This is a genomic window from Bacillus sp. AFS077874 (assembly GCF_002566505.1).
Taxonomy (GTDB): Bacteria; Bacillota; Bacilli; order Bacillales; family Bacillaceae_G; genus Gottfriedia.
Map to the genome: position 1 here is coordinate 28,492 of NZ_NUYF01000007.1, position 23,447 is coordinate 51,938.

Annotated in this window: 23 protein-coding genes and 1 pseudogene; 4 read left to right on the forward strand and 20 right to left on the reverse strand. The window is 34.0% G+C overall.

Annotation, left to right across the window (positions count from 1 at the left end; genetic code table 11):
* Nucleotides 1–42: 42 nt before the first annotated feature.
* Nucleotides 43–492, reverse strand: a complete 450-nt coding sequence (locus COJ46_RS06240; protein ID WP_097976358.1) for a DUF86 domain-containing protein — start codon at nucleotides 490–492, stop codon at nucleotides 43–45.
* Between the two features lie 148 nt (nucleotides 493–640).
* Between COJ46_RS06240 and COJ46_RS25345 the strand changes: the two are divergent.
* Together COJ46_RS25345 and COJ46_RS06245 are read left to right on the forward strand one after the other, a co-directional pair.
* Nucleotides 641–729, forward strand: a pseudogene (locus COJ46_RS25345) (fructose-bisphosphatase class II); the annotation flags it as partial.
* A gap of 207 nt (nucleotides 730–936) precedes the next feature.
* A complete protein-coding gene (locus tag COJ46_RS06245; RefSeq protein ID WP_025672291.1) occupies nucleotides 937–1,206 on the forward strand; it encodes a DUF3055 domain-containing protein in 270 nt (89 codons plus the stop codon).
* A 419-nt stretch (nucleotides 1,207–1,625) separates the two neighbouring features.
* Here the strand turns inward: COJ46_RS06245 and COJ46_RS06250 are convergent, their stop codons facing one another.
* Nucleotides 1,626–1,901, reverse strand: coding sequence for a YutD family protein (locus COJ46_RS06250; RefSeq protein ID WP_056468720.1), 276 nt, complete (start codon nucleotides 1,899–1,901; stop codon nucleotides 1,626–1,628).
* Nucleotides 1,902–1,992: 91 nt separating this feature from the next.
* On the opposite strand from COJ46_RS06250, the gene COJ46_RS06255 reads away from it, so the two are divergent.
* On the forward strand, nucleotides 1,993–2,604 hold the full coding sequence (locus tag COJ46_RS06255; protein WP_097976356.1) for a YhcN/YlaJ family sporulation lipoprotein: 612 nt from the start codon (nucleotides 1,993–1,995) through the stop codon (nucleotides 2,602–2,604).
* A 93-nt stretch (nucleotides 2,605–2,697) separates the two neighbouring features.
* On the opposite strand, the gene lipA is transcribed toward COJ46_RS06255, so the two are convergent.
* Nucleotides 2,698–3,582, reverse strand: coding sequence for a lipoyl synthase (lipA, locus tag COJ46_RS06260; RefSeq protein WP_056468726.1), 885 nt, complete (start codon nucleotides 3,580–3,582; stop codon nucleotides 2,698–2,700).
* Between the two features lie 185 nt (nucleotides 3,583–3,767).
* Between lipA and COJ46_RS06265 the strand changes: the two genes are divergently transcribed.
* Nucleotides 3,768–4,757, forward strand: a complete 990-nt coding sequence (locus COJ46_RS06265; RefSeq protein ID WP_097976354.1) for a M23 family metallopeptidase — start codon at nucleotides 3,768–3,770, stop codon at nucleotides 4,755–4,757.
* Nucleotides 4,758–4,838: 81 nt separating this feature from the next.
* On the opposite strand, the gene yunB is transcribed toward COJ46_RS06265, so the two are convergent.
* The 17 genes from yunB to rfbF all read right to left on the reverse strand — a co-directional run bounded on the left by yunB (nucleotide 4,839) and on the right by rfbF (nucleotide 23,445).
* Nucleotides 4,839–5,663: a sporulation protein YunB gene (gene yunB, locus COJ46_RS06270; RefSeq protein ID WP_176522538.1), complete on the reverse strand. Its 825-nt coding sequence runs from the start codon at nucleotides 5,661–5,663 to the stop codon at nucleotides 4,839–4,841.
* Nucleotides 5,664–5,776: 113 nt separating this feature from the next.
* The gene (locus COJ46_RS06275) at nucleotides 5,777–6,880 is read right to left on the reverse strand and encodes an HD-GYP domain-containing protein (RefSeq protein WP_176522537.1); all 1,104 of its coding nucleotides are present in this window, start codon (nucleotides 6,878–6,880) and stop codon (nucleotides 5,777–5,779) included.
* A 125-nt stretch (nucleotides 6,881–7,005) separates the two neighbouring features.
* Nucleotides 7,006–7,308 (reverse strand): YunC family protein, encoded by a 303-nt coding sequence (locus COJ46_RS06280; RefSeq protein ID WP_069034827.1) that lies wholly within the window; start codon nucleotides 7,306–7,308, stop codon nucleotides 7,006–7,008.
* Between the two features lie 72 nt (nucleotides 7,309–7,380).
* The gene (locus COJ46_RS06285; RefSeq protein ID WP_098565756.1) at nucleotides 7,381–8,784 is read right to left on the reverse strand and encodes a bifunctional metallophosphatase/5'-nucleotidase; all 1,404 of its coding nucleotides are present in this window, start codon (nucleotides 8,782–8,784) and stop codon (nucleotides 7,381–7,383) included.
* Nucleotides 8,785–8,801: 17 nt separating this feature from the next.
* Nucleotides 8,802–9,623, reverse strand: coding sequence for a sulfite exporter TauE/SafE family protein (locus COJ46_RS06290; RefSeq protein ID WP_097976391.1), 822 nt, complete (start codon nucleotides 9,621–9,623; stop codon nucleotides 8,802–8,804).
* A 133-nt stretch (nucleotides 9,624–9,756) separates the two neighbouring features.
* A complete protein-coding gene (locus tag COJ46_RS06295; protein ID WP_097976346.1) occupies nucleotides 9,757–10,278 on the reverse strand; it encodes a DinB family protein in 522 nt (173 codons plus the stop codon).
* 290 nt (nucleotides 10,279–10,568) lie between these two features.
* Nucleotides 10,569–11,858, reverse strand: a complete 1,290-nt coding sequence (gene hisD / locus COJ46_RS06300; RefSeq protein WP_098565757.1) for a histidinol dehydrogenase — start codon at nucleotides 11,856–11,858, stop codon at nucleotides 10,569–10,571.
* Between the two features lie 241 nt (nucleotides 11,859–12,099).
* Nucleotides 12,100–13,107: a LacI family DNA-binding transcriptional regulator gene (locus COJ46_RS06305; RefSeq protein WP_286145490.1), complete on the reverse strand. Its 1,008-nt coding sequence runs from the start codon at nucleotides 13,105–13,107 to the stop codon at nucleotides 12,100–12,102.
* A gap of 31 nt (nucleotides 13,108–13,138) precedes the next feature.
* Nucleotides 13,139–14,113 carry a 3-hydroxyacyl-CoA dehydrogenase family protein gene (locus COJ46_RS06310; RefSeq protein WP_353652157.1) on the reverse strand — a complete coding sequence of 325 codons (975 nt, stop codon included), beginning with the start codon at nucleotides 14,111–14,113 and terminating at the stop codon, nucleotides 13,139–13,141.
* Nucleotides 14,114–14,123: 10 nt separating this feature from the next.
* Nucleotides 14,124–14,885 (reverse strand): SDR family NAD(P)-dependent oxidoreductase, encoded by a 762-nt coding sequence (locus tag COJ46_RS06315; protein WP_097976341.1) that lies wholly within the window; start codon nucleotides 14,883–14,885, stop codon nucleotides 14,124–14,126.
* A 53-nt stretch (nucleotides 14,886–14,938) separates the two neighbouring features.
* On the reverse strand, nucleotides 14,939–16,381 hold the full coding sequence (locus COJ46_RS06320) for a GntP family permease (RefSeq protein ID WP_097976339.1): 1,443 nt from the start codon (nucleotides 16,379–16,381) through the stop codon (nucleotides 14,939–14,941).
* A gap of 754 nt (nucleotides 16,382–17,135) precedes the next feature.
* Entirely contained in the window at nucleotides 17,136–17,543 is a 408-nt protein-coding gene (locus COJ46_RS06325; protein WP_165347003.1) for a polysaccharide biosynthesis C-terminal domain-containing protein, read from the reverse strand.
* Nucleotides 17,544–17,579: 36 nt separating this feature from the next.
* Complete coding sequence (locus COJ46_RS06330) at nucleotides 17,580–18,551, reverse strand: NAD-dependent epimerase/dehydratase family protein (protein ID WP_235832825.1); 972 nt, start codon at nucleotides 18,549–18,551, stop codon at nucleotides 17,580–17,582.
* Nucleotides 18,552–18,565: 14 nt separating this feature from the next.
* A complete protein-coding gene (locus tag COJ46_RS06335) occupies nucleotides 18,566–20,164 on the reverse strand; it encodes a glycosyltransferase (protein WP_098565758.1) in 1,599 nt (532 codons plus the stop codon).
* A gap of 63 nt (nucleotides 20,165–20,227) precedes the next feature.
* Nucleotides 20,228–21,481, reverse strand: coding sequence for a UDP-glucose dehydrogenase family protein (locus COJ46_RS06340; protein WP_097976332.1), 1,254 nt, complete (start codon nucleotides 21,479–21,481; stop codon nucleotides 20,228–20,230).
* A complete protein-coding gene (locus COJ46_RS06345; protein ID WP_286145491.1) occupies nucleotides 21,478–22,578 on the reverse strand; it encodes an NAD-dependent epimerase/dehydratase family protein in 1,101 nt (366 codons plus the stop codon). Before COJ46_RS06345 ends, COJ46_RS06340 begins: the two co-directional genes overlap by 4 nt.
* Before the next feature lie 78 nt (nucleotides 22,579–22,656).
* Complete coding sequence (gene rfbF, locus COJ46_RS06350; protein ID WP_097976330.1) at nucleotides 22,657–23,445, reverse strand: glucose-1-phosphate cytidylyltransferase; 789 nt, start codon at nucleotides 23,443–23,445, stop codon at nucleotides 22,657–22,659.
* Nucleotides 23,446–23,447: the final 2 nt, after the last annotated feature.

The following is a 23,447-nucleotide window of genomic DNA, read 5'->3' on the forward strand; positions in this document are numbered from 1 at the left end:
AGCAACGAAGAAAGCGAGCGTTTGTCAACAGTCTGAAATAGATTATTTTTCCTCATCACTACTAAAAGCATTAATTACTCCTAGTTCCTTATCAAGAAAAGCTTGAACCGCAACCGGGAATTCCTTATATGCTTCTATATTTTCGCTTAATGTCGTCACTATTTTTTCTGTAATTGAAGATGTGTAATCTTGTAATAAATGTTTTCGAATTGGAATTAATTTTTTTATCGATTCCCCAGTTGATGCAGTAATAACTTTTTCATCCATTAGAATATCAACAATGTCATCATAACTTCCTGGGTCCCTCATTATAAAGCCATCAATCATTGTATTTCCAATATCTAACATACTGTCAATCAAAAGATGTGTCATTCTTTCCAAAGCTAATTCTTCTATTTTATTTTTTGGATGGCTGTTTGACTCATAAAATTCAAGCATTGAATTCAAAATTTCAATTCGATCTAATATGTTTTGACGATTTACAAAGTACATATGTACACTTCCTTCTCAATTCTATCTTCTACATTTTATGGACTTATATTTATTTTATAGCTAAATTCGAAAAAAATCGACAAATGAAAGCGTTTCTTACCGATTTTTGTTATATTATATAGGTGAATATTTTTCTGGGGTTGAACTTTTGGAGCGTGAACTAGCACTTAGATTGTAAGAGTTACTAAAGCAGCTGCCCTTACCTCTGCTCATTGGATGGGACGTGGTAAGAAAAATGTGCTAAAACCCAAGACAATTATTAACATTAAATGATTTAGTAAAAGGTGACGATGCAATTTTTGCTACTACAGGCGTTACTTTCTTAGGTGGAGACTTAGTCGAAACTCATTTAAATGTAACGAGAAAACTGTGTGACATATTAAAGCACATCACCATTTAAGATATAAGCCAAATCTTATTTTAGTATAATGGAGGAATTAAAAAATGTCAGAACGTTTTTTCTTATATGATGACACTATTCAAGCAAAGACTCGTTTTGTAAGCTTTATGGGAGAAGAGCAAAGACATGATCTTGCTTTAGTATATTCTGATCGCCATTATGGCAAAGTTATGATTATGGATATGCAAAGTAATCGATTTGCAATTATTGGTTCAGATGATTTAAAAGAAGAAGGTTACTTAGAATTTGCTTTCGGAATTTCTGAGGAAAAGGCTGCTGAATTATTAGATTTTCTTAGTGAAATTATTTTCTAATTTTTCAAACCTGTGGATAAATAATTTATTTTTACTAAATAATCTGAAAAATAGTGGATAACTAAAAAGTTGTCCACTATTTTTGTGATTAAGTCTTCAGTTATTCACATTTTTGTTGAAAGATTCAAACTTATCCACAAGGTTTTTATTCTTTCAAAAAATCAAAAAATATTTTATCCACAAAATTTGTTTATGTAATTTACGTAAAATAAAAAATGATGGGTTTTCCCATCATTTCAGTGTATAGACAAAGTTCTTTAAACCTGAATTTCAGACTGATTGCAAGCGTTTTTCTTTCGAGCCGCGAAGCCTGGTAAGGAGCGGAATTACCCTAGACGGTAATGAGCACCACAGACAGGCGAAGTAACGAAGAAAGCGAGCGTTTGACAACAGTCTGAAAAGATGGGTTTCCCCATCATTTAATTTTTTACTTTCTTAACCACAAAATATTTACATCCAAAATTACAATATTCATAAATATATTCACGTAATGTACTTATTTTTGAATCATATGGAACATTTTTTTGAGAATCGTCAAAAAATCCTCTAAGTCTTAGTTGCTCATAGCCCCAATCCCCAACAATGTAATCATACTTTGAAAGGATCTCTGCATATCTCGCTTTAAAAGCTTCTTCATTGAATCCTTCACGGTAATCTTCAACAACTTCATAGCAAATATTCTGTATGCAAACCAATTTGTATTCTCCTTCCTTTTACTCCCATAAATATGTAACTAATATTTTGGCATACTAATTTTACAATGATTATTAAAAGGTGGTATTTAATATGCGGAAATATTTAGTTTGTTTATTAACCTTATTTTTATTAACAGGATGTTCATTCGGTCCAAGTCATTCCAGACAATTCGATTATGAGGACGTAACATATAAAAATGAACATCGAACAAATCCAACACCTAAACAATTAAATACAAAGCCGATGGATTTAGGCGATGTAAATGCTAAAATGTCAAATAACTCTTACAAAGATTATGGCTTTTCTAGACTACAAAAGCAAGATGTTTTAGGTAAAGATGGTGATTATACTTTAACTATCGATAAACAAGAAGTGTCAAAATTCATTTCTTATTTAGTTGTAAAGCTTCCTGATATAGACGATGCAGCTACACTAGTTACAGACCAAGAAGTATTGATTGCTTATCGATCAGATGGTGATAAAAAACTAGCTAGAAAGCAAGTTGAAAAAACTGCTCAATCAGCGCTTCCTAGTTATTATCATATCTTTACTTCGAATTCAATAAAAAATATTAATAATATTGAGGACCTAAATAAATATGGTCAGCTTAATGATGGCCAATTAGAGCAACAAATAAAAGATTTAGCTTCAGGTTTTGATGTGGATAAACAAAGCATGCATTTTGACCAGATTTCAAAGTAAAAAATAAAAGCACTAGCATGGGCTAGTGCTTTTACAATGTAAAAATAATTTGATTTTCAGTCTGAAAACATTAGCTTAAGCTAGTGCTTTTTATTATGCTTGTTTAGCAGCTTCTACTTGTTCGTCAGCATGGTATGATGAACGAACTAGTGGACCAGCCTCACAGTGTGAGAATCCTTTTCCTAAAGCAACTTCTTTTAGAGCTGCAAACTCGTCAGGAGTATAGTATTTTTTTACAGATAAATGAGTTTTCGTTGGTTGTAAATATTGACCTAATGTAATGATATTTACACCTGCAGCACGTAAATCATCCATTGCTTCGTAAATTTGTTCATTTGTTTCACCTAAACCAAGCATGATGCTTGATTTTGTAGGGATGCTAGGGTTAATTTCTTTTGCTCTACGTAAAAATTCAAGTGATCTTTCATACGTAGCTCTTGCACGAACACGTGGAGTTAACTCTCTAACTGTTTCAATATTATGGTTCATAATATCTGGTTTTGCATCCATTAACATTTTAAGGTTTTCAAATTTCCCACCCATATCAGATGGTAAAACTTCAATTGTAGTAAATGGATTTGCTTTTCTAACTTCTCTAACAGTTTCTGCAAATACAGCTGCTCCACCGTCTCTTAAGTCATCACGAGCAACTGCTGTAATTACTACGTGTTTAAGGTTCATTTGTGTTACAGATTCAGCAACTCGAACTGGTTCTTGTAGATCAAGTTCAGTTGGTAAACCAGTTTTAACTGCACAAAAACGACATGCACGAGTACAAACCGCACCTAGGATCATAAATGTAGCTGTTTTTCTAACTGCCCAACATTCATGGATATTTGGACAACGAGCTTCTTCACAAACAGTGTGAAGATTTTTAGATCGCATCATTTTCTTTAATTCTGTGTAAGATTCATTTGTGTTTAATTTTATTTTTAGCCACTCGGGCTTTCTCAAATATTCTTCTTTTTTTGATGCCATTTGAAATTCCTCCAACGTTTATTCGTTTACGACATATTTCATTTTTTCTTCCAATAGTTTATATATTACTACATTTTTCGCGGATATGAAAAACTTTCGTTTGATTATTCCTATTATCCTATAATTTCCATTTATGAAAGTCGCTCCTTTAACCAAACTATAGATGTAAATCAATTTAAAGGATGATGGTTTTGAAAAAAATAATTGTACTTTTTTGTATGGTGGTTATCTTCATAATGCCATCATTTACAAATGCAGAAGAAATTGATCAAGCTCAGCTTAATAAAGAACGAATGGCCTTATATAAAAAAGGTGAAACACTAACCTTTATCCCTTGGTATTACTTTGCGGCTATAGATACTTATGAACGAAATGTACGTAGTGTTAGGAACGATATACCAAAACGCGAAAATGGGGTCCTTTCGATCTATATTAAACCAGAGGATTGGAGTGGCCTAACAAATCCCGTTAAGAAAGACACATACGCTCCTACTATCCATTTATTTAGCGGCATTGGTTTAGATGGAAATAATGACGGAAAAGCTTCATTAGAAGATGATGAGGATATTCTGTACACTTTCATTCATCGATTGCATTTCTATGGCCCATCCAGGCAATATATTCGAATGATGCTATGGGATTACTACCAAAGAGCAATAACTGTTGATATTATCGATGAATACGCTAGTTTGTATCGATATTACGGAAAATTAAATATAGAAGGTAATGCCTTCCCATTACCAATTCGCAGTACACATAGTTATCGTAGTACGTGGGGTGCACCTCGAAGCTTTGGCGGACGAAGAGTTCATGAAGGTACTGATATTTTTGCAAATTACGGTACTCCTGTAAGGTCTACTTGCTATGGAGTTATTGAGACAAAGGGCTGGAATCGAATTGGAGGATGGAGAATCGGAATTCGAGACTTATATAATAATTATCATTACTACGCTCATCTAGGTGGCTTTAACAAAGACCTTCAAAGAGGGCAAGTAGTCGAGCCAGGAACACTGATTGGCTATGTTGGAAGTACTGGATATGGACCTCCAGGGACATCTGGAAAATTCCCTCCACATTTGCACTATGGTATTTACAAAGACAATGGTTATTCAGAGTGGTCATTTGATCCTTATCCAAAATTACGTCTTTGGGAGCGTCAGGATCGAAGCAAATAAAGAAGGTAATTTAAAACCATTAGTCAGAAAAAGCAGACTAACTTTTCCTAATGTACTAAGTTAGTCTGCTCTATATTAAATTTATTTTTTTCCTTTTGTTGTTGATGGGATTTGTTGAGTATTTGGAGTAAATGGAATATAACTTGGAACTTCCCCATCGATAATTTCAGTAGCAATTGGGACTTCTACTTTCACCTTTGTTGATTTTGTACTAAACGGGATGATTACATTCATATTTACTTCTACATTCATAATAATTTCGACTACAGAATTATCAAATCCAAATGGCTTAACTTCTTGTGTAACATTAGCCACTGCATCACCGACTACAGAAAAGCGAACTGGTATAGTAGGTCCAAGCTTACCTAAAAGTACTGTATTTGTAACGACCCCAATCGGTACTTTTAAATAAAGCCCCTCATTATCCGCCTTCATTTTCTTCATTTCTGCTTTTGATAAAGATAAAAATGATAAATCCCCATTTTCAACTCTACGTATATTCTCTTCAACATGCTGAGTAGTAGAACCAATTATTTTATTGATCAAATATGTATTGGTACTTATTATCGCCTTCCCATTCTCATCAACATCCCGAATGATAATATCCTGCCCTTGCAGTTCCTTAGATGCCGATTCATACGCTTCATTGATCACTAATGAAGCAATTCGTCTTGTTTGTTTCTCAGAATATTTTAAGATCGTTGGGGTGAAAATTTTATCAATTTCCCAAAAAGCATATAATGAAAAAAATAATAGAACAATACAACTAACTACATATTTATTTGGAAATATATTACGAATTGTTTGGGTTATTTGAGCTGAATTAGTTTTAAATCCGTCAAAAGATTTTCTTTTTGAAACAAAAAATTTATTTTTTGGAACACGTCTGTACTTAAACCTCTTCATCGGATCCATGCCCCCTTTCTAATGGGTATGCATGTCAATGCCTGTTCATTCTTAATGGATTTGTACAAAAACAATAAAAAAGATGCTCCAGTCATTTCTCTGAAACATCCCATTTAATAATAAATGCTTTTTATTGTTTGATCACATTCGATAATCTCTAATTTTAACTCATTATAGAGATTCACTTCATAAGGAATACTTAACTTTCTTCCGTTTTCTTCAATTATCAGCACAACTGGACGATCTGTAGAAGCATCATTTTGACTAAAAACAATTCCTTGTCTACCATCACTCAATTTTACGTGTAATCCCGTTGGATAAACGGTTAGTAGATCGCTAAATATGCTGATTAATTTAGCATCATAAAATTTATCACTTCCATTAATTAATAATGTTAATCCTTCATGCGGGAGCATTGCTTTTCGATATACTCGATTTGAAGTAACAGCATCAAAAAAGTCAGCAATCCCAATGATCTTTGAGAACAGATGCATTTCCTCACAAACTAAACCTTTTGGATAGCCGCTCCCATTGATCCTTTCATGATGCTGTAAGGCACAGTCCGCAACAATTGGATGAATAGAAGATACTTGTCGTAGCATATCGTATCCAGCAATTGTATGTTGTTTCATGAACGCATATTCATCTTCAGTTAAACGGTCCCGTTTATTTAAAATCTTTTTTGGTATAGCCATCTTCCCGACATCATGTAAAAGTGCACCTAATCCAAGTAAATTAAGCTCGATTTTACTTAAATCTAATGCGGTTCCAATTCCTAAAGAATACATAGCTACATGTAGAGAATGGGTAAAGAGATACTCATCATATAGGAATACGTCAACCAATAAAGATAAAGCATCCTTCTGTTGCCATAATTCGTTTTGCAGTGATTTTATAATTTCTTTAAGCCTCAATGAGTTTTTTTCTAAAGATAGCCCCCTTAAATAAACATCTTCGCTAATTAATTTAACAAAAGTATCTTCTATTTTTTGTGTGATATCAGTGCGAAGTTCGTCTGAAATAATTGTCTTACCATTTAAATGTTCTGATGATTGAGCATGTACTAAAACAAATTGAATAGCTAATTTATGTATTTGATTAATCATCTCTTCTGTTAAAGGAATATTTGCATTAACGATCATTTTTCCATGTTCATTATAAACCGACTTTCTTAAGATCGTACCTGGGACAAGTGTGGATGCTTCAACAACTCTCATTGTTTTCTCCTTGAACAATTTTTTATTAAATATATGGCTCTTCATAACAGTTAATACGCTGTAAAAATCAATTTTTTTGTACTTCGTTTACACAAGAAGCCACTAAAAAAATTTAGTGGCTTTTTTTATATCATCTTTAATAATGCGTCCCTTCCAATCATTCCTTTTTGAATACCTAACTTTTCTGCTTCAACAGTAATGGATTCTAAAGGCGCATTTAATAATTCTTCTATTGTTTTCACACCAACTGCTCGGCCTGCGATAATTTGACGATCGCGCAATCTTTCATTTAATAAAGCTACATCTAATGCTCCGCACATAATATATCCGTTATCATTCATAACGACCAATAATGTAGTTTTTGGAAGTAAAACCGTAACAGCATTAAATGTATGATTATCTATTTTAATTGGGCTTAAATTGATCAAGTTCAACGCTCCTTTCTCATTCTAAAATATGAGAAAAAAACAAAAGTGTAACCTGTCTAATCTTGATAAATTTTAAACATCTTTTAAAGCCGAAAATAATACATCACGAATAAATTCAGGCATAAAAAATCTTTTATGACTAGCATCACGAATTGTAGGAATAAAATGGCCAAACGTAAATAAATCCAAAGTTCCGATCTCATACGTTCGATTTAAATCTAACATTTCTCCATTAATAAATAATTCTTCTTGATAAAAACGCCTTTTCTTATCCCTATTAACAATAGTGATTCCATCGTAAACCATTTTTCCGATTACTTTTCCTCTAAATCCAAAACCTTTCATCTTCAAATGAGTCAATTCTTTATCTTCACAACGATTTAAAACATCTAGCAATTCCTTGCCAGACAAATTAACGACACAAGGATTAATAGGATGTGGGCATATTCGATGAATGTCACCCTTTGTAACAAGTCCATGCGTTAAGCCGTCAAGTAAAATACCCGAATTTAGTATACTGATATCTGATTTTGTCCATTGGCGAAGTGCATTTGCTAATAATTTCGGCAATGGACTTTCTTTAAACCAATTCACACTCATGTTACTCGGTAGTTGAGTCACCGGTTCACTTAAAATTTCTTCACTTAGTCTCATTAAATTAGCCAGCATGAGTTTCGTTACTTCATCTTGGTAATATTTAGGAATTGTATGTACTTCAGTAACTGAAGCTTCGGTATTTATTATAATTTTCGTTTCTTTATTTACAGTAATTAAAACCTCGCCTAAATAGTTACCATGTTTACCTGTTCCACAAAGTAAAGTTTCACCAGCATACTCTCCATTTGGAAATAAATGATGAGTATGTGCGCCTAAGATAATATCGACTCCTGAAAATTGTTCAGCGATTCTCTGATCATCTCTCATACCTAAATGAGAAAGTATAATGACAATGTCTGATTGTGCTTTGACAATTGGCAATATGTTATTTAACATTTCAAACGGATCTCTTATTCTCCATCCTAAAGTTTCATAAAACACAGGATAAGCGACTGTTAAACCGATTATGCCTAGCTTTACTCCATTTTTTTCATATATTTCAAAAGGCTTGCTGAAATTCTCGGTACCTTCATCTGAAATGTTTAAATTACCAACTAATACATCAAACTTTGCATCTTCGTAAAGGTTTAACAACTCATCTTTTGATAAGGTAATTCCTTCATTATTTCCTATTGTAATTGCATCAAACTTTGCATCATTTAAAAGTTCCACATTACCTTTTCCCAAAGTGGCCTCCGAAATTGGATGAAATCGATCAACGAAATCTCCAATATCAAAAGTAAGTGTGGCCTCACCTTTTTCTTTAGCTAACTCTCTTTTAGACTTCAACAAACCGACAATTGTTGGCCACGTTTCAAAATGGCTATGAATGTCATTTGTATGGAACAACCGAATATTTAACGTTTGATTTGTTTCCATTGTTCCACCATCCTTTTTTAAATATTTTCTATAATTAATTTTATGCCATAAAATAACACAACTAACCTTAAAATTAATGCGATTGTTTCAGTTTTTAATTTTTGATTAATATATGCCCCAATTTTTCCACCAAACCATGCACCAGGGATAAGTAGAAGAATGTAATAGAAATTTACTTCTCCTAATGTTATGTATGAAATCGAGCTTCCAAGAGTCGTAAACATAACGACAAACATTGAAGTCGCAACAGCTAACTGAGGTGGAAAACCAAATAAAAACGCCATCATTGGTACTAACAATATTCCTCCACCAATTCCAAATAACCCTGAGATGATCCCGATACAAATGGACAAAGAAATCGCTAATGGAAGACTATAGCTATATGTATATGCATTGCCCTCATCATTTGTATATGTTCGTATAATCCCTTTATGTACTTCCTTTGATTTTCTATTTAATTTTGAAGAAACAAATAGAAAGACTGATATACAGATTAAAAATATACCAAAAAATAAAGTAAACCGCTCTGTATTTAAAAGCGAATTGATGTATGTACCTAGTAAGCTACCCGGAACACTACCTATTAAAAATAAAATACCACTCTTATAATCGATTCGTTTTTGCTTATGATACGAAAGGGTGGATGAAAGCGATGAAAACACAATTGTAATCAGTGAAGTTCCAACTGCAACATGAATTGGTACAGCCGAAAAAGCGGATAAAAAGTGATCAATATTAAGCAGCATTGGAACAATAATAATTCCTCCGCCTAAACCAATCAATGATCCGACTGTTCCTGCAGCAAGCCCTATACTGATGAGTATAAGAATTTGTAGAATGATATCCAACCTAAATTTCTCTCCTTTTTATTACACTAAAAATCTATTTTCTCTTTAGTTTAAATAGTATTTTAACATAAAAAAACTCGGAATTCTCCGAGTATAATTAATACCTTTTTATAAACACTGGCTATTATTTTAATATACTTAAATTTGCAATCCAAGGTCCTACGTCAGTTTTGTATCTTTTTGCCATCACTCTTGTAATTTGAGTTATATGGGTTAGATCATGTACGACGAAAGTAGATAGTAACTCTCTTAATTTAACTGTTCCAAGATCTGGGTGAATCCCTTCTAATTCTAAGTGTAATTCAGGATCAACCAATGATTGTAGTTTTGTAATATTTTCCGCTCTTAGATTCTTGAATTCAATCAATCTTTCTTCTACTGATTTTTTATGTTTTTCATTTAAATGCGAAAAACGATCGAATGGCGGAAAATGGTTACTTCCTTCTTTGTTAAGCATGCAGTTCAACCTGGGAATCCAATTTGTTTTTTCACACTCAATTAGATGGTCGATTACTTCAGAAGCATTCCAAGTTCCTTCACCTTCATTGCACTGTAACCAAGATTCTGATAAACCCGATAACAAGGACTCTAATGATTTCGGCGTTCTTTCTAAAATTTCGATAGCTTCTTTAAGATTAAAATTCATAAAAAAACCTCCCCTTTGATACAAAACTGAACTTACAAGTTAAATTCTACCATAAATAACTTAACAGCATAAAAAGCATGCTTATTTTGATTGATAGAAAAAAGCATGGCAAGAAGCCATGCTTTTAAGTAGTAGGTCCTATAATAGGGATTTATTCTTATTTCATTTTCTCTAACTCTGCTTTTACTTTTTCTAATGTTAAACCTTTATATTTTAATTTCGGATTTGGAGCATTTGTCATTGATGGATTTCTTAACTTGTAAAATGTTTTTTTTGTAGTGCCCATTTATTCATTGTTTTACAGCAACTTTGCTATATCGACGAACACGTAAGTTAGCTTGTTCTGCATGGCCAGCAAAATTTTCAAGGTTGCATAGACGTGAGCAATATTCACCAATCATTGCAGTTGCTTCTGGTGCAACTTTTTGGTATGTACAAGTTTTAATAAATTTACCAACCCATAATCCACCAGTATAACGAGCTGCGCCTTTAGTAGGTAGAGTATGGTTCGTGCCAATTACTTTATCGCCATATGCCACATTTGTTTCTTTTCCAAGGAACAATGCGCCGAAGTTTGATAGATTTTGACGGAAGTATTCAGGATCTTCTGTAAGGATTTGAACATGCTCGTAAGCTAGTTTATCTCCTTCAACAACTGCTTCTTCTAAACTATCAACTAAGATAATGATTCCATTGTCCTCCCATGCAACACGTGCAATTTCACCAGTAGGAAGAAGTTTCAATTGACGTTCGATTTCTACTAAAGTTTCTTGTGCTAATTTTTCCGATGTAGTGATTAACGCACAAGGTGAAGTAGGCCCGTGCTCCGCTTGTCCTAAAAGGTCTGTAGCAATCATTTCTGCATCAGCCGTTTCATCGGCAATAACAAGTGTTTCTGTTGGCCCTGCTAAAAGGTCTATCCCTACACGTCCAAACAATTGTCGTTTTGCTTCGGCAACAAATGCATTTCCTGGTCCTACTAACATATCAACTGGTGCAATCGACTCTGTTCCAATAGCCATAGCAGCCATTGCTTGAACGCCTCCTAATAGATAAATCTCATCTGCACCAGCTAATGCCATAGCTGTAATCGTATGCGCTGGAGTTTCTCCGTTAATTGGTGGTGTACATGCGATCACTCGTTTAACACCAGCAACTTTTGCAGTTAATACACTCATATGAGCCGAAGCAAGCATTGGGTAAAGTCCCCCAGGAATGTAGCAACCTACACTATTAACTGGAATATTTTTATGTCCTAAAATAACCCCTGGCAATGTTTCCAGTTCAAGGTCTAATAATGTTGATTTTTGTGCTTCCGCAAATCGGCGAATATTTGCTTGTGCAAATTTAATATCTTCAATATCACGCTCAGGAACACTTGCGATAATTTCATCAATTTGCTCTTGTGTTAAGCGGAAACTTTCTGGAGACCATTTATCAAATTTTGCGGAAAGTTCACGTACTGCCTCATCTCCGCGTTTTTCAACATCTTCGAGAATCTTTTGCACAGTTTCACGTACTTGTGCTTCTGCTTGTGCAATTTCTGCTTTACTTTTACCGCTTTTTAAAATTTTTGCCATGATGGCGCCTCCCCGTAAACCCTTAATTTGAATACGTATGCAAAGATAAGTAAAAAAATATTTGAATATTTAATATTGAAAGTTTTGCATAGGTATTCATTACTCTTTAATGTTAAAATTCTTAAACTCTATTGTCAAGCGCTTTCAAAATAAAAATTAAAATACTTGATGAAGAATGATATTGGGTAAGAAAAAAAATAAACGGGTGCCACTCAGGATAGCCCCGTCTTTTCTCGTTTTATTATTTTGTACGATCACAAACCGTACTTCTTTCGACTAATTTACCTTGAATGGATTTATTCTGTGGCTTACTATTTGATTCCTTCTGATCGATATCATTTAGCAATAGATTAATCGTTGCTTCAATCATTTCATTTACAGGTTGCTTCCATGTAGTTAGTGAATAAGCTGTCCATTCTGCTAAACTAATATCATCAAACCCAACAATTGAAACATCTTCAGGAATGCACACGCCTAATTTCTTCGCAGCATCAATTACCCCAAGTGCCATTATATCATTTGCACAAAAAATTGCGTCTGGGGGGTGGTTACTAGCTAGAAGTCGTAAAGCAGCTGCGTTTGCTCCCTCATAAGTGTAATCTCCATCATCCGTAATGAGGTTATAGCCACTTTCCACCAAAGCTTTACGAAAGCCTTTTTCTCGGTCCTTACTCGTGGACGTATTTTGTGTCCCCGAAATAAATGCAAACTTACGGTGTCCTTTTTCAATCAAGTATCTACCAATCTGGTAACCACCATCAACATTATCACAAGAAACCGCGTGAAATAGAGAATCTTGATTGTAACGGTTGAACATTACGATTGGGATCTGATTTTCCTTTAGGTAAGATGCAACAGATGATGGTAAACTTGCATCTGTGACTACAGCACCTTCCACATTGTATTCTAAAAACTGATTGACCTCATCACTGCTTAGCTTTTCATTCTCAGCATTTACAAATAAAACATGATAGCCCTTTTTGCTTAATTCTTTTGAAAACTTACTAAGAACATCAGGATAAAATGGGTTTCTTATATCGCCCATTACAATCCCAATAATATTGCTTTTTCTTGTGATCAAACTCCTTGCCAAAGCATTAGGTCGATAGCCCAATTCATTTGCAGCTTGGAGCACCTTTTTCCTTGTTTCTTCAGATACGCTTGCTCCCGGTGTAAATACTCGAGACACAGTTGACTGCGACATACCTAAAGACTTTGCGACATCTGAAGCGGTAATATTTTTTTGCACGAGTATTTTCCTCCATGCAGATTTTTTTTGATTATATCACAGGATCTTTCTTATGGTCTAGATTGTCCTGCTTTAACCATCTAATCAATTCTTTTTCACGTGCTTCATTCATATCTTTAGAGAATTCAGCCGACCATTGATAAAACCCACCGCCATTTTTTTGACCGTATTTTCCTTCATCAACCAAACTTCTCATAACCGATAGTGAAGCTGGTTCTACTGATAAATCCTTAAATAGATAGCTTGAAATATCGTCAAATACGTCCAAGCCTCCCATATCAGCACTCATAAATGGACCTGTTACAGGAAGACGGCGCCCGATACTATAACGAACAGCTGTATCAATATCTTCAATAGTAGCTACCCCTTGTTCGAGTATGTATTGTGCTTCGCGGAATAAAGCATATTGAAGACGGTTCCCAATAGAGCCAAGAATCTCCTTTTGAACGACTATTGGTTTTTTATTCATAGACTCCAACAAAGTTATGGCCCTATTTACTGTATCATCAGAAGTATATTTTCCTTTAACGATTTCCACAAGCGGGATGAGATGGCCTGGATTCCAAAAATGAGTCACAACAGTTCGCTCTGGGTATTTTGTATTTATAGCAATTTCTGATGGACTTAATCCTGAAGTATTACTTGCAAGGATTGTATTGGGACCACAAAGTTGATCTAGTTTGTGAAACCATTCTTGTTTCAACGACAAATTTTCCGGGATCGCTTCAATAATGAAAGTTGCTTCCAATAGACAATCTTCAAGAGCGTCAGTAAATGTGATACGTTGATAAATCTGGTCAGATTCCTCTCGACTAATGACCTCATAACGTTCAAGTACTTGAAGCTTTTCGGATAACCCTTTCTCCCCCCGTCCAATATCCTCAGAATTATTTCCCCACACCCTTACATGATGTCCTGTAAGTCCGGCTGACAGTGCAACGGAATGTCCCATCGTTCCAGATCCAATTATCGATATTTTTTCATTGATATACATAAAGTTCTTCACTCTCCTCTAATTAAATTGCAGTCCATCCACCGTCCACTTTTATGGTTTCTCCTGTAATAAAATTTGCGATGTCCGACGCAAGAAATAATACAGCTCCTGTTACATCATCTGGACGAGCGAGTTGTCCAAGTGGAATTCTACTCAAGACATCTTCATAAAAATGGTGGTCGTCAAACATCTTTTTCGTCATATCCGTTTCAACAAAAGTAGGGGCAACTGCATTCACTTTAATCTGATGTTCTGCCCATTCAATTGCAAGTGCTTTCGTTAACTGAACCGCTCCTCCTTTACTTGAACAATAAGCAGCTCGTTTAAAATAACCTACAAACGCCATTTGGGATACAATATTGATCACTTTACCACTTCTTTGTGGAATCATATGTTTTCCTGCTCGTTGGGAACAAAAAAATAATCCTTTTAAATTCGTATCAATAATTTGATCCCAATCTTGTTCTGTCACCTCAAGAGCTGGCTTTGGAAAATTGACGCCTGCGTTATTAATCAATATGTCGAGCCCACCCATTCTTTTAACAGCCTCGTCAACCATTGCATATACACTATTCACATCTTGCATATCTGCAATAATATAAGAGCATTTGTTTTGAATCTCCTTTAGTCTCCCAACTGACTCTTCCAGAACCGTTTCCTGCCTACCTGTAATAATTACATGTGCTCCATGAATGGCAAAGGCTTTTGCAATATCAAATCCGAGCCCTTTACTTCCACCGGTGATTAACACATTTTTTCCATTAAGATCTGCAAAATATGCCATAATTTCCCCTCTTTTCCAAAAAAGTAGAACACTAATAGCCCTGCTTGAAACGATTAAATAAGTCCAGTAAGTTGGTAAACTCCAATAACAAAGAAAACTGCTAATGTTTTAAAGATCGTTACAGCAAAAATATCACGATAAGATTGTTTATGAGTTAAACCACAAACAGCAAGCAAGGTAATAACTGCACCATTATGTGGTAAGGAATCCATCCCACCTGATGCCATTGCAACAACCCTATGCATAACTTCAAGAGGTATACCATGTTCCACTGCTGCTTGGACATACTTTTCTCCCATTGCACTTAAAGCGATACCCATACCACCTGAAGAAGACCCGGTAATTCCAGCCAGAATATTAGTCGTAACTGCCCCGTTCATAAGTGGGTTTGAAAATGTATGTGAAATACCATCTCGGACAACACCAAATCCAGGTAATGAAGAAATAACACCACCAAAGCCGTATTCAGAACCAGTATTCATCGCAGCTAACAAGGCACCTCCAATACTTGCATTAATACCAGTTTTAAAATCAAGAGTCACTGCCTTAAAGTTAAAAGCAAGTGTTGCTAAGATTCCAATGATTAACGCAAGTTCAACAGACCAAATTCCCACAACATTAGCGATCTCAACTTTCCCAAAAGCGTCCAAACCAATTTTTGAAAAATCAAATCCGTCGGGATACCATTTTGGAATATTTACAGTAAAAAATTTGTTCATCACTCCTACTAGTGTAAGAGGAACAAATGCCATGACTTGGCGTAGTTTGCTAGCTGGTTCATCGCTCGTTATTTGTTGGGTAGATAATTGAATCGCTTCTGCAGTAGCTGCCATTTCTTCTTTCGCATTGCCAAAGCCGAAATATCCCTCTCCAGCTTTTTTTGCTTTAATACGGCGTGATTCTAAGTAAAACATGCCAAAACCAAGTACAAATAAGGCACCCAGAATCCCTAATATAGGAGCAGCATAAATATCTGTTTTGAAAAAAGTTGTTGGAATAACATTTTGAATTTGTGGTGACCCAGGAAGTGCATCCATTGTAAACGATAATGCACCTAATGCAATCGTTCCCGGAATTAATCTTTTTGGAATATTCGATTCTTGAAACAACTTTGCAGCAAAAGGATATGCTGCAAACGCAACAACGAATAGACTCACGCCGCTATATGTTAAAATGGCGCATAAGAGTACAATTGCCAACATTGAGCGTTTTGCACCAACTAAATTAACAATCGTCTTTGCAATAGAATCCGCAAGACCAGACATTTCAACTAATTTTCCAAAAATAGCACCTAGCAAAAAGACTGGAAAATAGTTTTTTATAAAACCAACCATTTTTTCCATAAATATGTTAGAAAAGAAAGGCAATACATGCCCTGGATCTGTTAAAAAGACAGCAAAAAGTGCACATATCGGAGCAAATAAGATAACTGAAAATCCTCGATAAGCAATAAACATTAGTATTCCTAGGGCTAATAAAATAATGATTAGTTCCATAAATAGCCTCCATCGTGTTAATAGTCTTTTAGGATTGGAATACAAGTAACTTTGTTTTTCCTCTCCAAATTTGAATACGCATGCAATTAATCCCAAAAAAATTTCTTAATTTCTTTTTTTAATAATTTAATTTAAAGATAATCCATATTTCCTTTACGTTTGCAAACGTATTCATAAATATATATTCTGACAATTCTGCCATATTGTCAAGATAACATTTTATAAAAAATAAAATTATTTAAACTAGGTTATACTCTTTTAACACTGAACACTTATCTTAAAGTGAATTATAAAGAAAAAGAGACGAACTTTAAAAGTTCGTCTCCACTAAAAACTCTATAAACCAATTGAACCTTCCATCTCGAATTTAATTAATTATAAATAAAGTAGAATTAATATAATACAAATAATGGCTTTAAATCAATGTTTCAAAAATACACTCGTCAATATTCGATATTATAAACTAAACCGAAATCGGCACGAAAGTCACTCACCTATAAAAATAAACAAATTCGCAGACAAAATAAAATAGAAAAAGATTTATTAATAAAACCATTGATTTTGAATATTTACACCTTCTTAACTCAAAGAACAAACAGCTGCTAAAATTTCAAAAGTACATTAACATTAATTTCTGGTCAAATGTAATCAAAAAAATTTATATGTCACAAGCTATTTTTAGACACAAAAAAAAGATTCCCAACCACTGGTGATGGTAGTTTTTGTAATTTCCAGGCTATTAGATGAAAATTATTTATTGTATGATTTCCATATTGAATGTATCTGTATCAAGTTTATTATATTCCTTGGATGAAACGGCAAGCATGACTAACGGCAGATCCCCTTCGTTTTTAAAAGCATGCACTACATAAGGTGTAACTTTTAAAATCAAATTATCACTTGATGAAATATTGATTTCTTCCAATGTTCCTGTATCAAGATTCTTCAGTGCAACCTTCGCCTTCCCACTAACAATCACAAAATACTCTAAAGTTTTTTTATGATAGTGGTTCCCTCTAACACTTCCCTTTTCAGAATACAGTAAGTACACCTCTTCAATTTGGATATCTTCCTCTAACTGACTTTTCATTACAATTTTTTTTAGACTTCCTCGCTTATCTTCAAAAGGTTGAATGGAAATTAATTCAAATCCTTTCTCCATTATAACAACTCCTTCCCACCCCATTACCGTCTTCTTTTATCTACCTGTTCCTATAAATTTTTCTTTATTTCTTGTATACCAATCAATAGTTCGTTTTATGCCATCATGGAGGCTTATTTTAGGTTCCCATTTTAAAACGTTTTTTATTTTAGTGGTATCAGGCTGTTGTCTCCAAACTTCATTTTCCCTATAAGTAAGTGCACCATAATTTGGTTCTTTATTTGGGCTCATTTCCTTGTAAATCATGTCAACATAGTGCTTTAGCTTATAAATAGTACCACTGCCGATATTAAATATTTCGTTTTTAATAGTTTCATTTTGGGCAGCCAAAATAAAACCTTCAATAATATTTTCTATATAACAATAATCCCGGTATTGTTCACACGGAGTTAAATTAACTTCTTTGCCATCTAAATTAGATAAAATAATATAAGGAAAAAATTTATGGCTTCCCTCTTTCTCTCCAAATACACCAAAAGGCCTTAGAGTTACAATATCTATGTTATTTTCTGAAGCGATTTGATGGGAAATAATGGAAGATGAGGCTTTAGTACTTCCGTAAATACTATCGGGCTCTAAATGAGAACTCTCTTTAATTATTTCCTTTTTGTCACCGTATTCCATACAAGTACCTACATTAATAAATTTCTTGCATCCTACATCTTTTAAAGAATTTAACATATTCATTGTCCCTATGATGTTGGTGTTAACTGCAGTTAAATAATCCTTTTGTCTAGAATCTACACCATATGCACCAACATGAAAAATATATTCTGGCTTAATCTGTTTTACGCAATTGTCTATTGAAACGGAATCTCTTAAATCAATCAGATGGATGTCAATATGCTTTTTTAATTCTTCAATTCTCCATAAATCGGATGATTCCCTAACTATAATGGATACATCGGCTTTTTCATTTACCATTTTTTGCACGACATGAGATCCAATGAATCCATTTGCTCCAGTAATTAAAACCTTTTGATTATAAAAATAATTAGTCTCTGCCATAAATTCCTCCATTGTTATTTTTCTGGATCAAGAGTTCTAGTGGGACTCTCCATGACTTTTAAACCTGTAAACTGATTCGGCCATTGGTCTAAATACTTTTGGTCTAACCATAGCTCTACTTCCACTTTGTTAAAACACCAATTAATACAATCCTTCTTCCATTTGTACAGGCATTCTAGTGCGATTTCATCTCTGTTAAATCCTATTAGTCCAGCATCATACACACCATAATTCTTTTCTTCTTCAGTAGTAACTGGCCTCGTGAAAATTAAAAGAGAGTTCCCACGCTTCAATTCATCAAATAAGTTATTAAAATCTGTATAAAGGCTGTTATCAACATCGGTATAAACAAGAGAATTTACTTGATAATTATTTTTAAATATATATGAAATAAAGGAAGGTTTTAATGTCCGGATATATTCCTCAGGGCTTCGAGTATCTTTGATGCTTAATAACTCGTTGCCTTCAAGATTTTTTAAATTTATAAGAAGGACATGATCTAAACTCAATTTGTAAAAGAAGGAATAGGTGCTCTCATCTAGACAGCAAATCCATAGTTGAAAATTGGGTGTATTCATCTTAAGGGAGTTAAAAAGTGCTAAACCTTGTTCAAGAGATTCTTTCCCAATAATTGTACATAGGTTATTTTTTCCTTTATCAGTTGACAAATTTATTTCAAGGTTAAAATAATTTCTTATATGATTATCTTTTATACTCTTTTCTTGAACGAAGTTACTGTCCACTTCTTTTATATTATTCATCATTGCTATTGAGGCATTTATATAGGGAATATAAATATGCTTAGTGACGTCATCTCTGCAGTTCATTACATAATTACAAATATCAAAGACATTGCCATCATAGTATTTAAACCCATAAAAATGGAAAAATATTATTTTTTCATTATTTATAAATATATCTTTGTCATTTTTAATAACTGGACTTTCTATTAACCTGTAATTTATGATATAAGGAGTAAGATTGACACCTACATTCTCAATAATACCAATATTCTGAAATCTTATAGGCCAATCATTTGCATATACCTGGTCGCTCCAACGTCCTTTTTCCCATCTGTCAAAACACCATTCTATAAGCTTCTTTCTAAACCAATGAAGGCATACCATCGAATATTCATCTCTTTTAAAACCCATAAAACCGGTATTATAGATGCCGTTCGTATCGCCTAATATACTATGTTCCTTTAGCCATTTTTCGGCTGTTAACGTAACAGAGTATTCTCCCCATTCGGTAAAAATAGGTTCTGGATTCGAAAAAAAGAAGGTATCACCGTCCAGCCATACAATATGATCGATTTCTTCGAATTGTTTTAATAGATATATACATACCGACGCTTTAGAGGTCCAAATATATTCCTTGTCATTTCGAGAGCCTTTTACCGAAAGTAATTCTTTGTCTTCCTTTTCAATCTCTTCCAAACTTATTATAGTTGCATGAGTTAGATTCATTTTCTCAAATAATTTTTTTGCTTCTTCATGAAGACATATCATAAAAAAATGAAAATCTTTATCATGTTGTTCAATTGAGTTGTATAATAATAAACCTTTATAGGCGTAATCCTTACTAAACGTTGAGCAGTAATAATGTTTCAACTGTTCAAACTCCTTTCAAGTTTAAATTTTAGTCTGCAGCTTAGGTATCCCTTTAATTGTTAACTAATGGTAAATATAACGGTAATCGAAAACGTTCTTTTTCTTTATCGACTCTTCATTTTTAGTAAATTCATCCCAAGCTGTTAAAATTACAACATGATCAACCATTGAAAGCAGTGATGATAAGTTAGGAGAATATTGAATAGGAAAGCCATTTGCCTCTTTAAACTCTTCGTTTGCCATAGGATCATAGGCGATGATATTTGTGTATCCTTTTTGAAGTAAACCTTGAATTATAGCTTTTGCCGGTGTATCCCTAATGTCATTTGAATTTGGCTTAAATGCTAACCCGAGGATTCCTATATTTTCATTCTTTTCAACTTTTCTTTCTATATCAATGACAACAAATTCTTTAATGGCTTCATTTACTTTTAGGGTACTTGTTAATAGTTCTGGTGTGTAAGAATTCTTTAAGGACTGACTAACTAAAGCCATCGTATCTTTAGGAAGGCAGTAGCCGCCAAATCCACAACCCGGGAATACATAAGATGACATATTAGCTGGTGCGCCACTCCACCTTCTATCAAGATGTAAGACCTGAAAGGCTCTTTTTATATCAATATTTCCGATAGACCTAGCGATTAGTGACTGTTCATTTGCGAAACTGATAAGAGTAGCCAGCATCGTGTTAGATAAATACTTAATAAATTCAGCAGTATTTAAAGAAACCTGGTAAATAGGGGCATTAAAAATTTGGTATATCGTTTCGAGTATCCGTCCACTTTTATCATCCTCCTGGCCAACAACAATACGATCTGGATTCATAAAATCGTCCCAAGCATATCCTTCTCTTAAAAATTCAGGATTATTGGTTAGGCCAATTTCAACTCCAACCTTAAAACCTAAATTTTCCAGATATGGTTTAATCTTTTCACTTGTTGTGGATGGAGGAATAGTAGATTTGATCACTAATACTTTAAACTCAGGCTTTTTTATATAGCCTGTTACATTTTTAATTGCTTCGAAGATATATCCCAAATCCGCACTACCATCTTTTTTGCTCGGGGTTCCCACACAAAGGAAGATAACTTCACTGTTAATTACAGCTTCCTGTAAATCATCTGTAATCGTAAAACCTTTATTAAAGTGCTTATTTAATTTTTCATTAAGATTTGGTTCATAAAAGGGAATCTTACCATTTCTTAATTGCTCCTTCTTCTTTTGATCAATATCAAAACCGTAAACATGATACCCTTTCTCGCTAAATCCTAAAGCCGTGGTCAATCCAACAAATCCAAGGCCAATTACAGTAATCAATGAATTTCACCCTCTTCCTTCAAAAAGGTTAGAAAGCGATCGATACCTTCAACAATTGATATTGCTGGGGAATAGTTTAAAAATTTTCTTGCCTTTGAAATATCAGGACATCTTCTTAATGGATTATGTGTTAGATAGCTCTTTTCTTCCGATTCTTTAAATTCTATAGACTGATTAAAACCAAAAATTGCTGAGCCTGCATCCTTATAAATCTGAGCTAATTCTTTAATTGAAATTTCAGGTGTATCTATTCCTATATTAAAGTAGTCAAATGGTTCATATAGTAGCGCCTTTAAATAACCAGTGATTGCATCTGTAACATAACAAAATGTTCGAGTTGGTTTTCCGTCGGAGTGCATAATCAGTTTTTTATTCTCTATAATAGCTTTTGCAAAGTCAGCAGGCACCCTTTTATCATTAAGTCTCATTCCGGGACCATAATTATTAAATGGTCTGACAATTGAAATGGGCATACCAAATTTTTCGGCGTATAAGTAACATAGCGTCTCTCCGAATCGTTTTGCCTCATCATAGCATGCGCGTGGTCCTATCATTGCCACGTTTCCTCTATACTCCTCGGAAGTCGGAATGTAACTCGGAAATGGATCACCATAAACTTCACTGCTGGAGAAAAACAAGAACCCTTTAATGCTTTTATCCTTATAAAAGTCTAACAAAGCTCTTAGTCCAAATACATTAGCATCTAAGGTTTCAAGAGGATATTTTCTATAAAAGGTTGGCGAGGCAATCGAAGCCATGTGGATAATAAAATCAACATCGTTAATTTTATTAGTATCAAATAATGAAAACTCAGTAATATCAAAAATGTATAATTCAATCTTTGGATTTAATTTCCTTAAATCTGTAATCCATTTGGGTTTTCCTAGTTTAAAATTGTCAATTCCAATAATCTTTTTAATACCAAGTTGCGCTGAATAATTAGATAAAAATGACATGAAATAATAGCCTAAGAATCCGGCGCAACCCGTTATGAGGATTGATGAATCCTTAAGTTTTTCTATTTCTGTCTGATCAAGATTATTAAATATATATTGAAGATCTGACTGATAGATATTGTGTTTTTCATATAAATCCAAGTTATCTACCTCCACATTCACTCTTTTTAATAAAACGATTGCACCAATTACAGAGGCATACACTAAAAACTGTTGTTCTTAATTATTTTTATCCCATATTTTCCATGGAGCTTTATTGGACTCCCACATTTCTTGTAAATATGTCTTATCCCGCAAAGTATCCATTGGATACCAAAAACTATTATGTTTATATGCCATTAATTGACCATCTTTAGCCAGGTTTTCTAAGGGCTCCTTTTCAAATATGGTTTGTTCACCGTTGTTCAGGTAATTAAATACTTCTGGCTGCAATACAAAAAAGCCAGCATTTATCCAACTGCCATTTTCTGGTATTTTCTCTTGAAACTTCTCTACGTTCTGATCATCGGACAAGGATAAAACTCCAAACCTGCCTTGAGGCTGTGTAGTTGTTAATGTAGCCAGCTTCCCATGTAAGTGATGGAATTCTACTAATTCCTTAATATTTACATCACCTACTCCGTCACCGTAGGTCAACATAAAAGATTCATTACCAACATAATCCTGCACTTTCTTAATTCGGCCACCAGTCATTGTATTTAATCCAGTGTCAACCAAGGTAACCCTCCAAGGTTCAACCGAATTCTGGTGAATAATAAATTCATTTCCCTTCTGAAAATCAAATGTTAAATCAGAATTATATAGGTAATAATTTAAAAAATACTCCTTGATTACATGGCTCTTATACCCTAAACAGATAATAAAGTCGTTATAACCATAACTAGAGTAAAGCTTCATGATATGCCATAAAATGGGTTTGTCACCAATCTCTATCATAGGTTTCGGCTTTAAATGGGTTTCTTCACTTATTCTTGTGCCAAACCCTCCAGCTAAAATTAAGACCTTCACAT

What these genes read in the sequence shown, in the direction of transcription:
- COJ46_RS06240 (WP_097976358.1), bottom strand. Translation starts at nt 492, where the DNA reads ATGTACTTTGTAAATCGTCAAAACATATTAGATCGAATTGAAATTTTG.
- COJ46_RS06245 (WP_025672291.1), top strand. Translation starts at nt 937, where the DNA reads ATGTCAGAACGTTTTTTCTTATATGATGACACTATTCAAGCAAAGACT.
- COJ46_RS06255 (WP_097976356.1), top strand. Translation starts at nt 1,993, where the DNA reads ATGCGGAAATATTTAGTTTGTTTATTAACCTTATTTTTATTAACAGGA.
- lipA (WP_056468726.1), bottom strand. Translation starts at nt 3,582, where the DNA reads ATGGCATCAAAAAAAGAAGAATATTTGAGAAAGCCCGAGTGGCTAAAA.
- COJ46_RS06265 (WP_097976354.1), top strand. Translation starts at nt 3,768, where the DNA reads ATGGTTTTGAAAAAAATAATTGTACTTTTTTGTATGGTGGTTATCTTC.
- yunB (WP_176522538.1), bottom strand. Translation starts at nt 5,663, where the DNA reads ATGAAGAGGTTTAAGTACAGACGTGTTCCAAAAAATAAATTTTTTGTT.
- COJ46_RS06275 (WP_176522537.1), bottom strand. Translation starts at nt 6,880, where the DNA reads ATGAGAGTTGTTGAAGCATCCACACTTGTCCCAGGTACGATCTTAAGA.
- COJ46_RS06285 (WP_098565756.1), bottom strand. Translation starts at nt 8,784, where the DNA reads ATGGAAACAAATCAAACGTTAAATATTCGGTTGTTCCATACAAATGAC.
- COJ46_RS06295 (WP_097976346.1), bottom strand. Translation starts at nt 10,278, where the DNA reads ATGAATTTTAATCTTAAAGAAGCTATCGAAATTTTAGAAAGAACGCCG.
- hisD (WP_098565757.1), bottom strand. Translation starts at nt 11,858, where the DNA reads ATGGCAAAAATTTTAAAAAGCGGTAAAAGTAAAGCAGAAATTGCACAA.
- COJ46_RS06315 (WP_097976341.1), bottom strand. Translation starts at nt 14,885, where the DNA reads ATGGCATATTTTGCAGATCTTAATGGAAAAAATGTGTTAATCACCGGT.
- COJ46_RS06320 (WP_097976339.1), bottom strand. Translation starts at nt 16,381, where the DNA reads ATGGAACTAATCATTATTTTATTAGCCCTAGGAATACTAATGTTTATT.
- COJ46_RS06325 (WP_165347003.1), bottom strand. Translation starts at nt 17,543, where the DNA reads ATGGAGAAAGGATTTGAATTAATTTCCATTCAACCTTTTGAAGATAAG.
- COJ46_RS06330 (WP_235832825.1), bottom strand. Translation starts at nt 18,551, where the DNA reads ATGGCAGAGACTAATTATTTTTATAATCAAAAGGTTTTAATTACTGGA.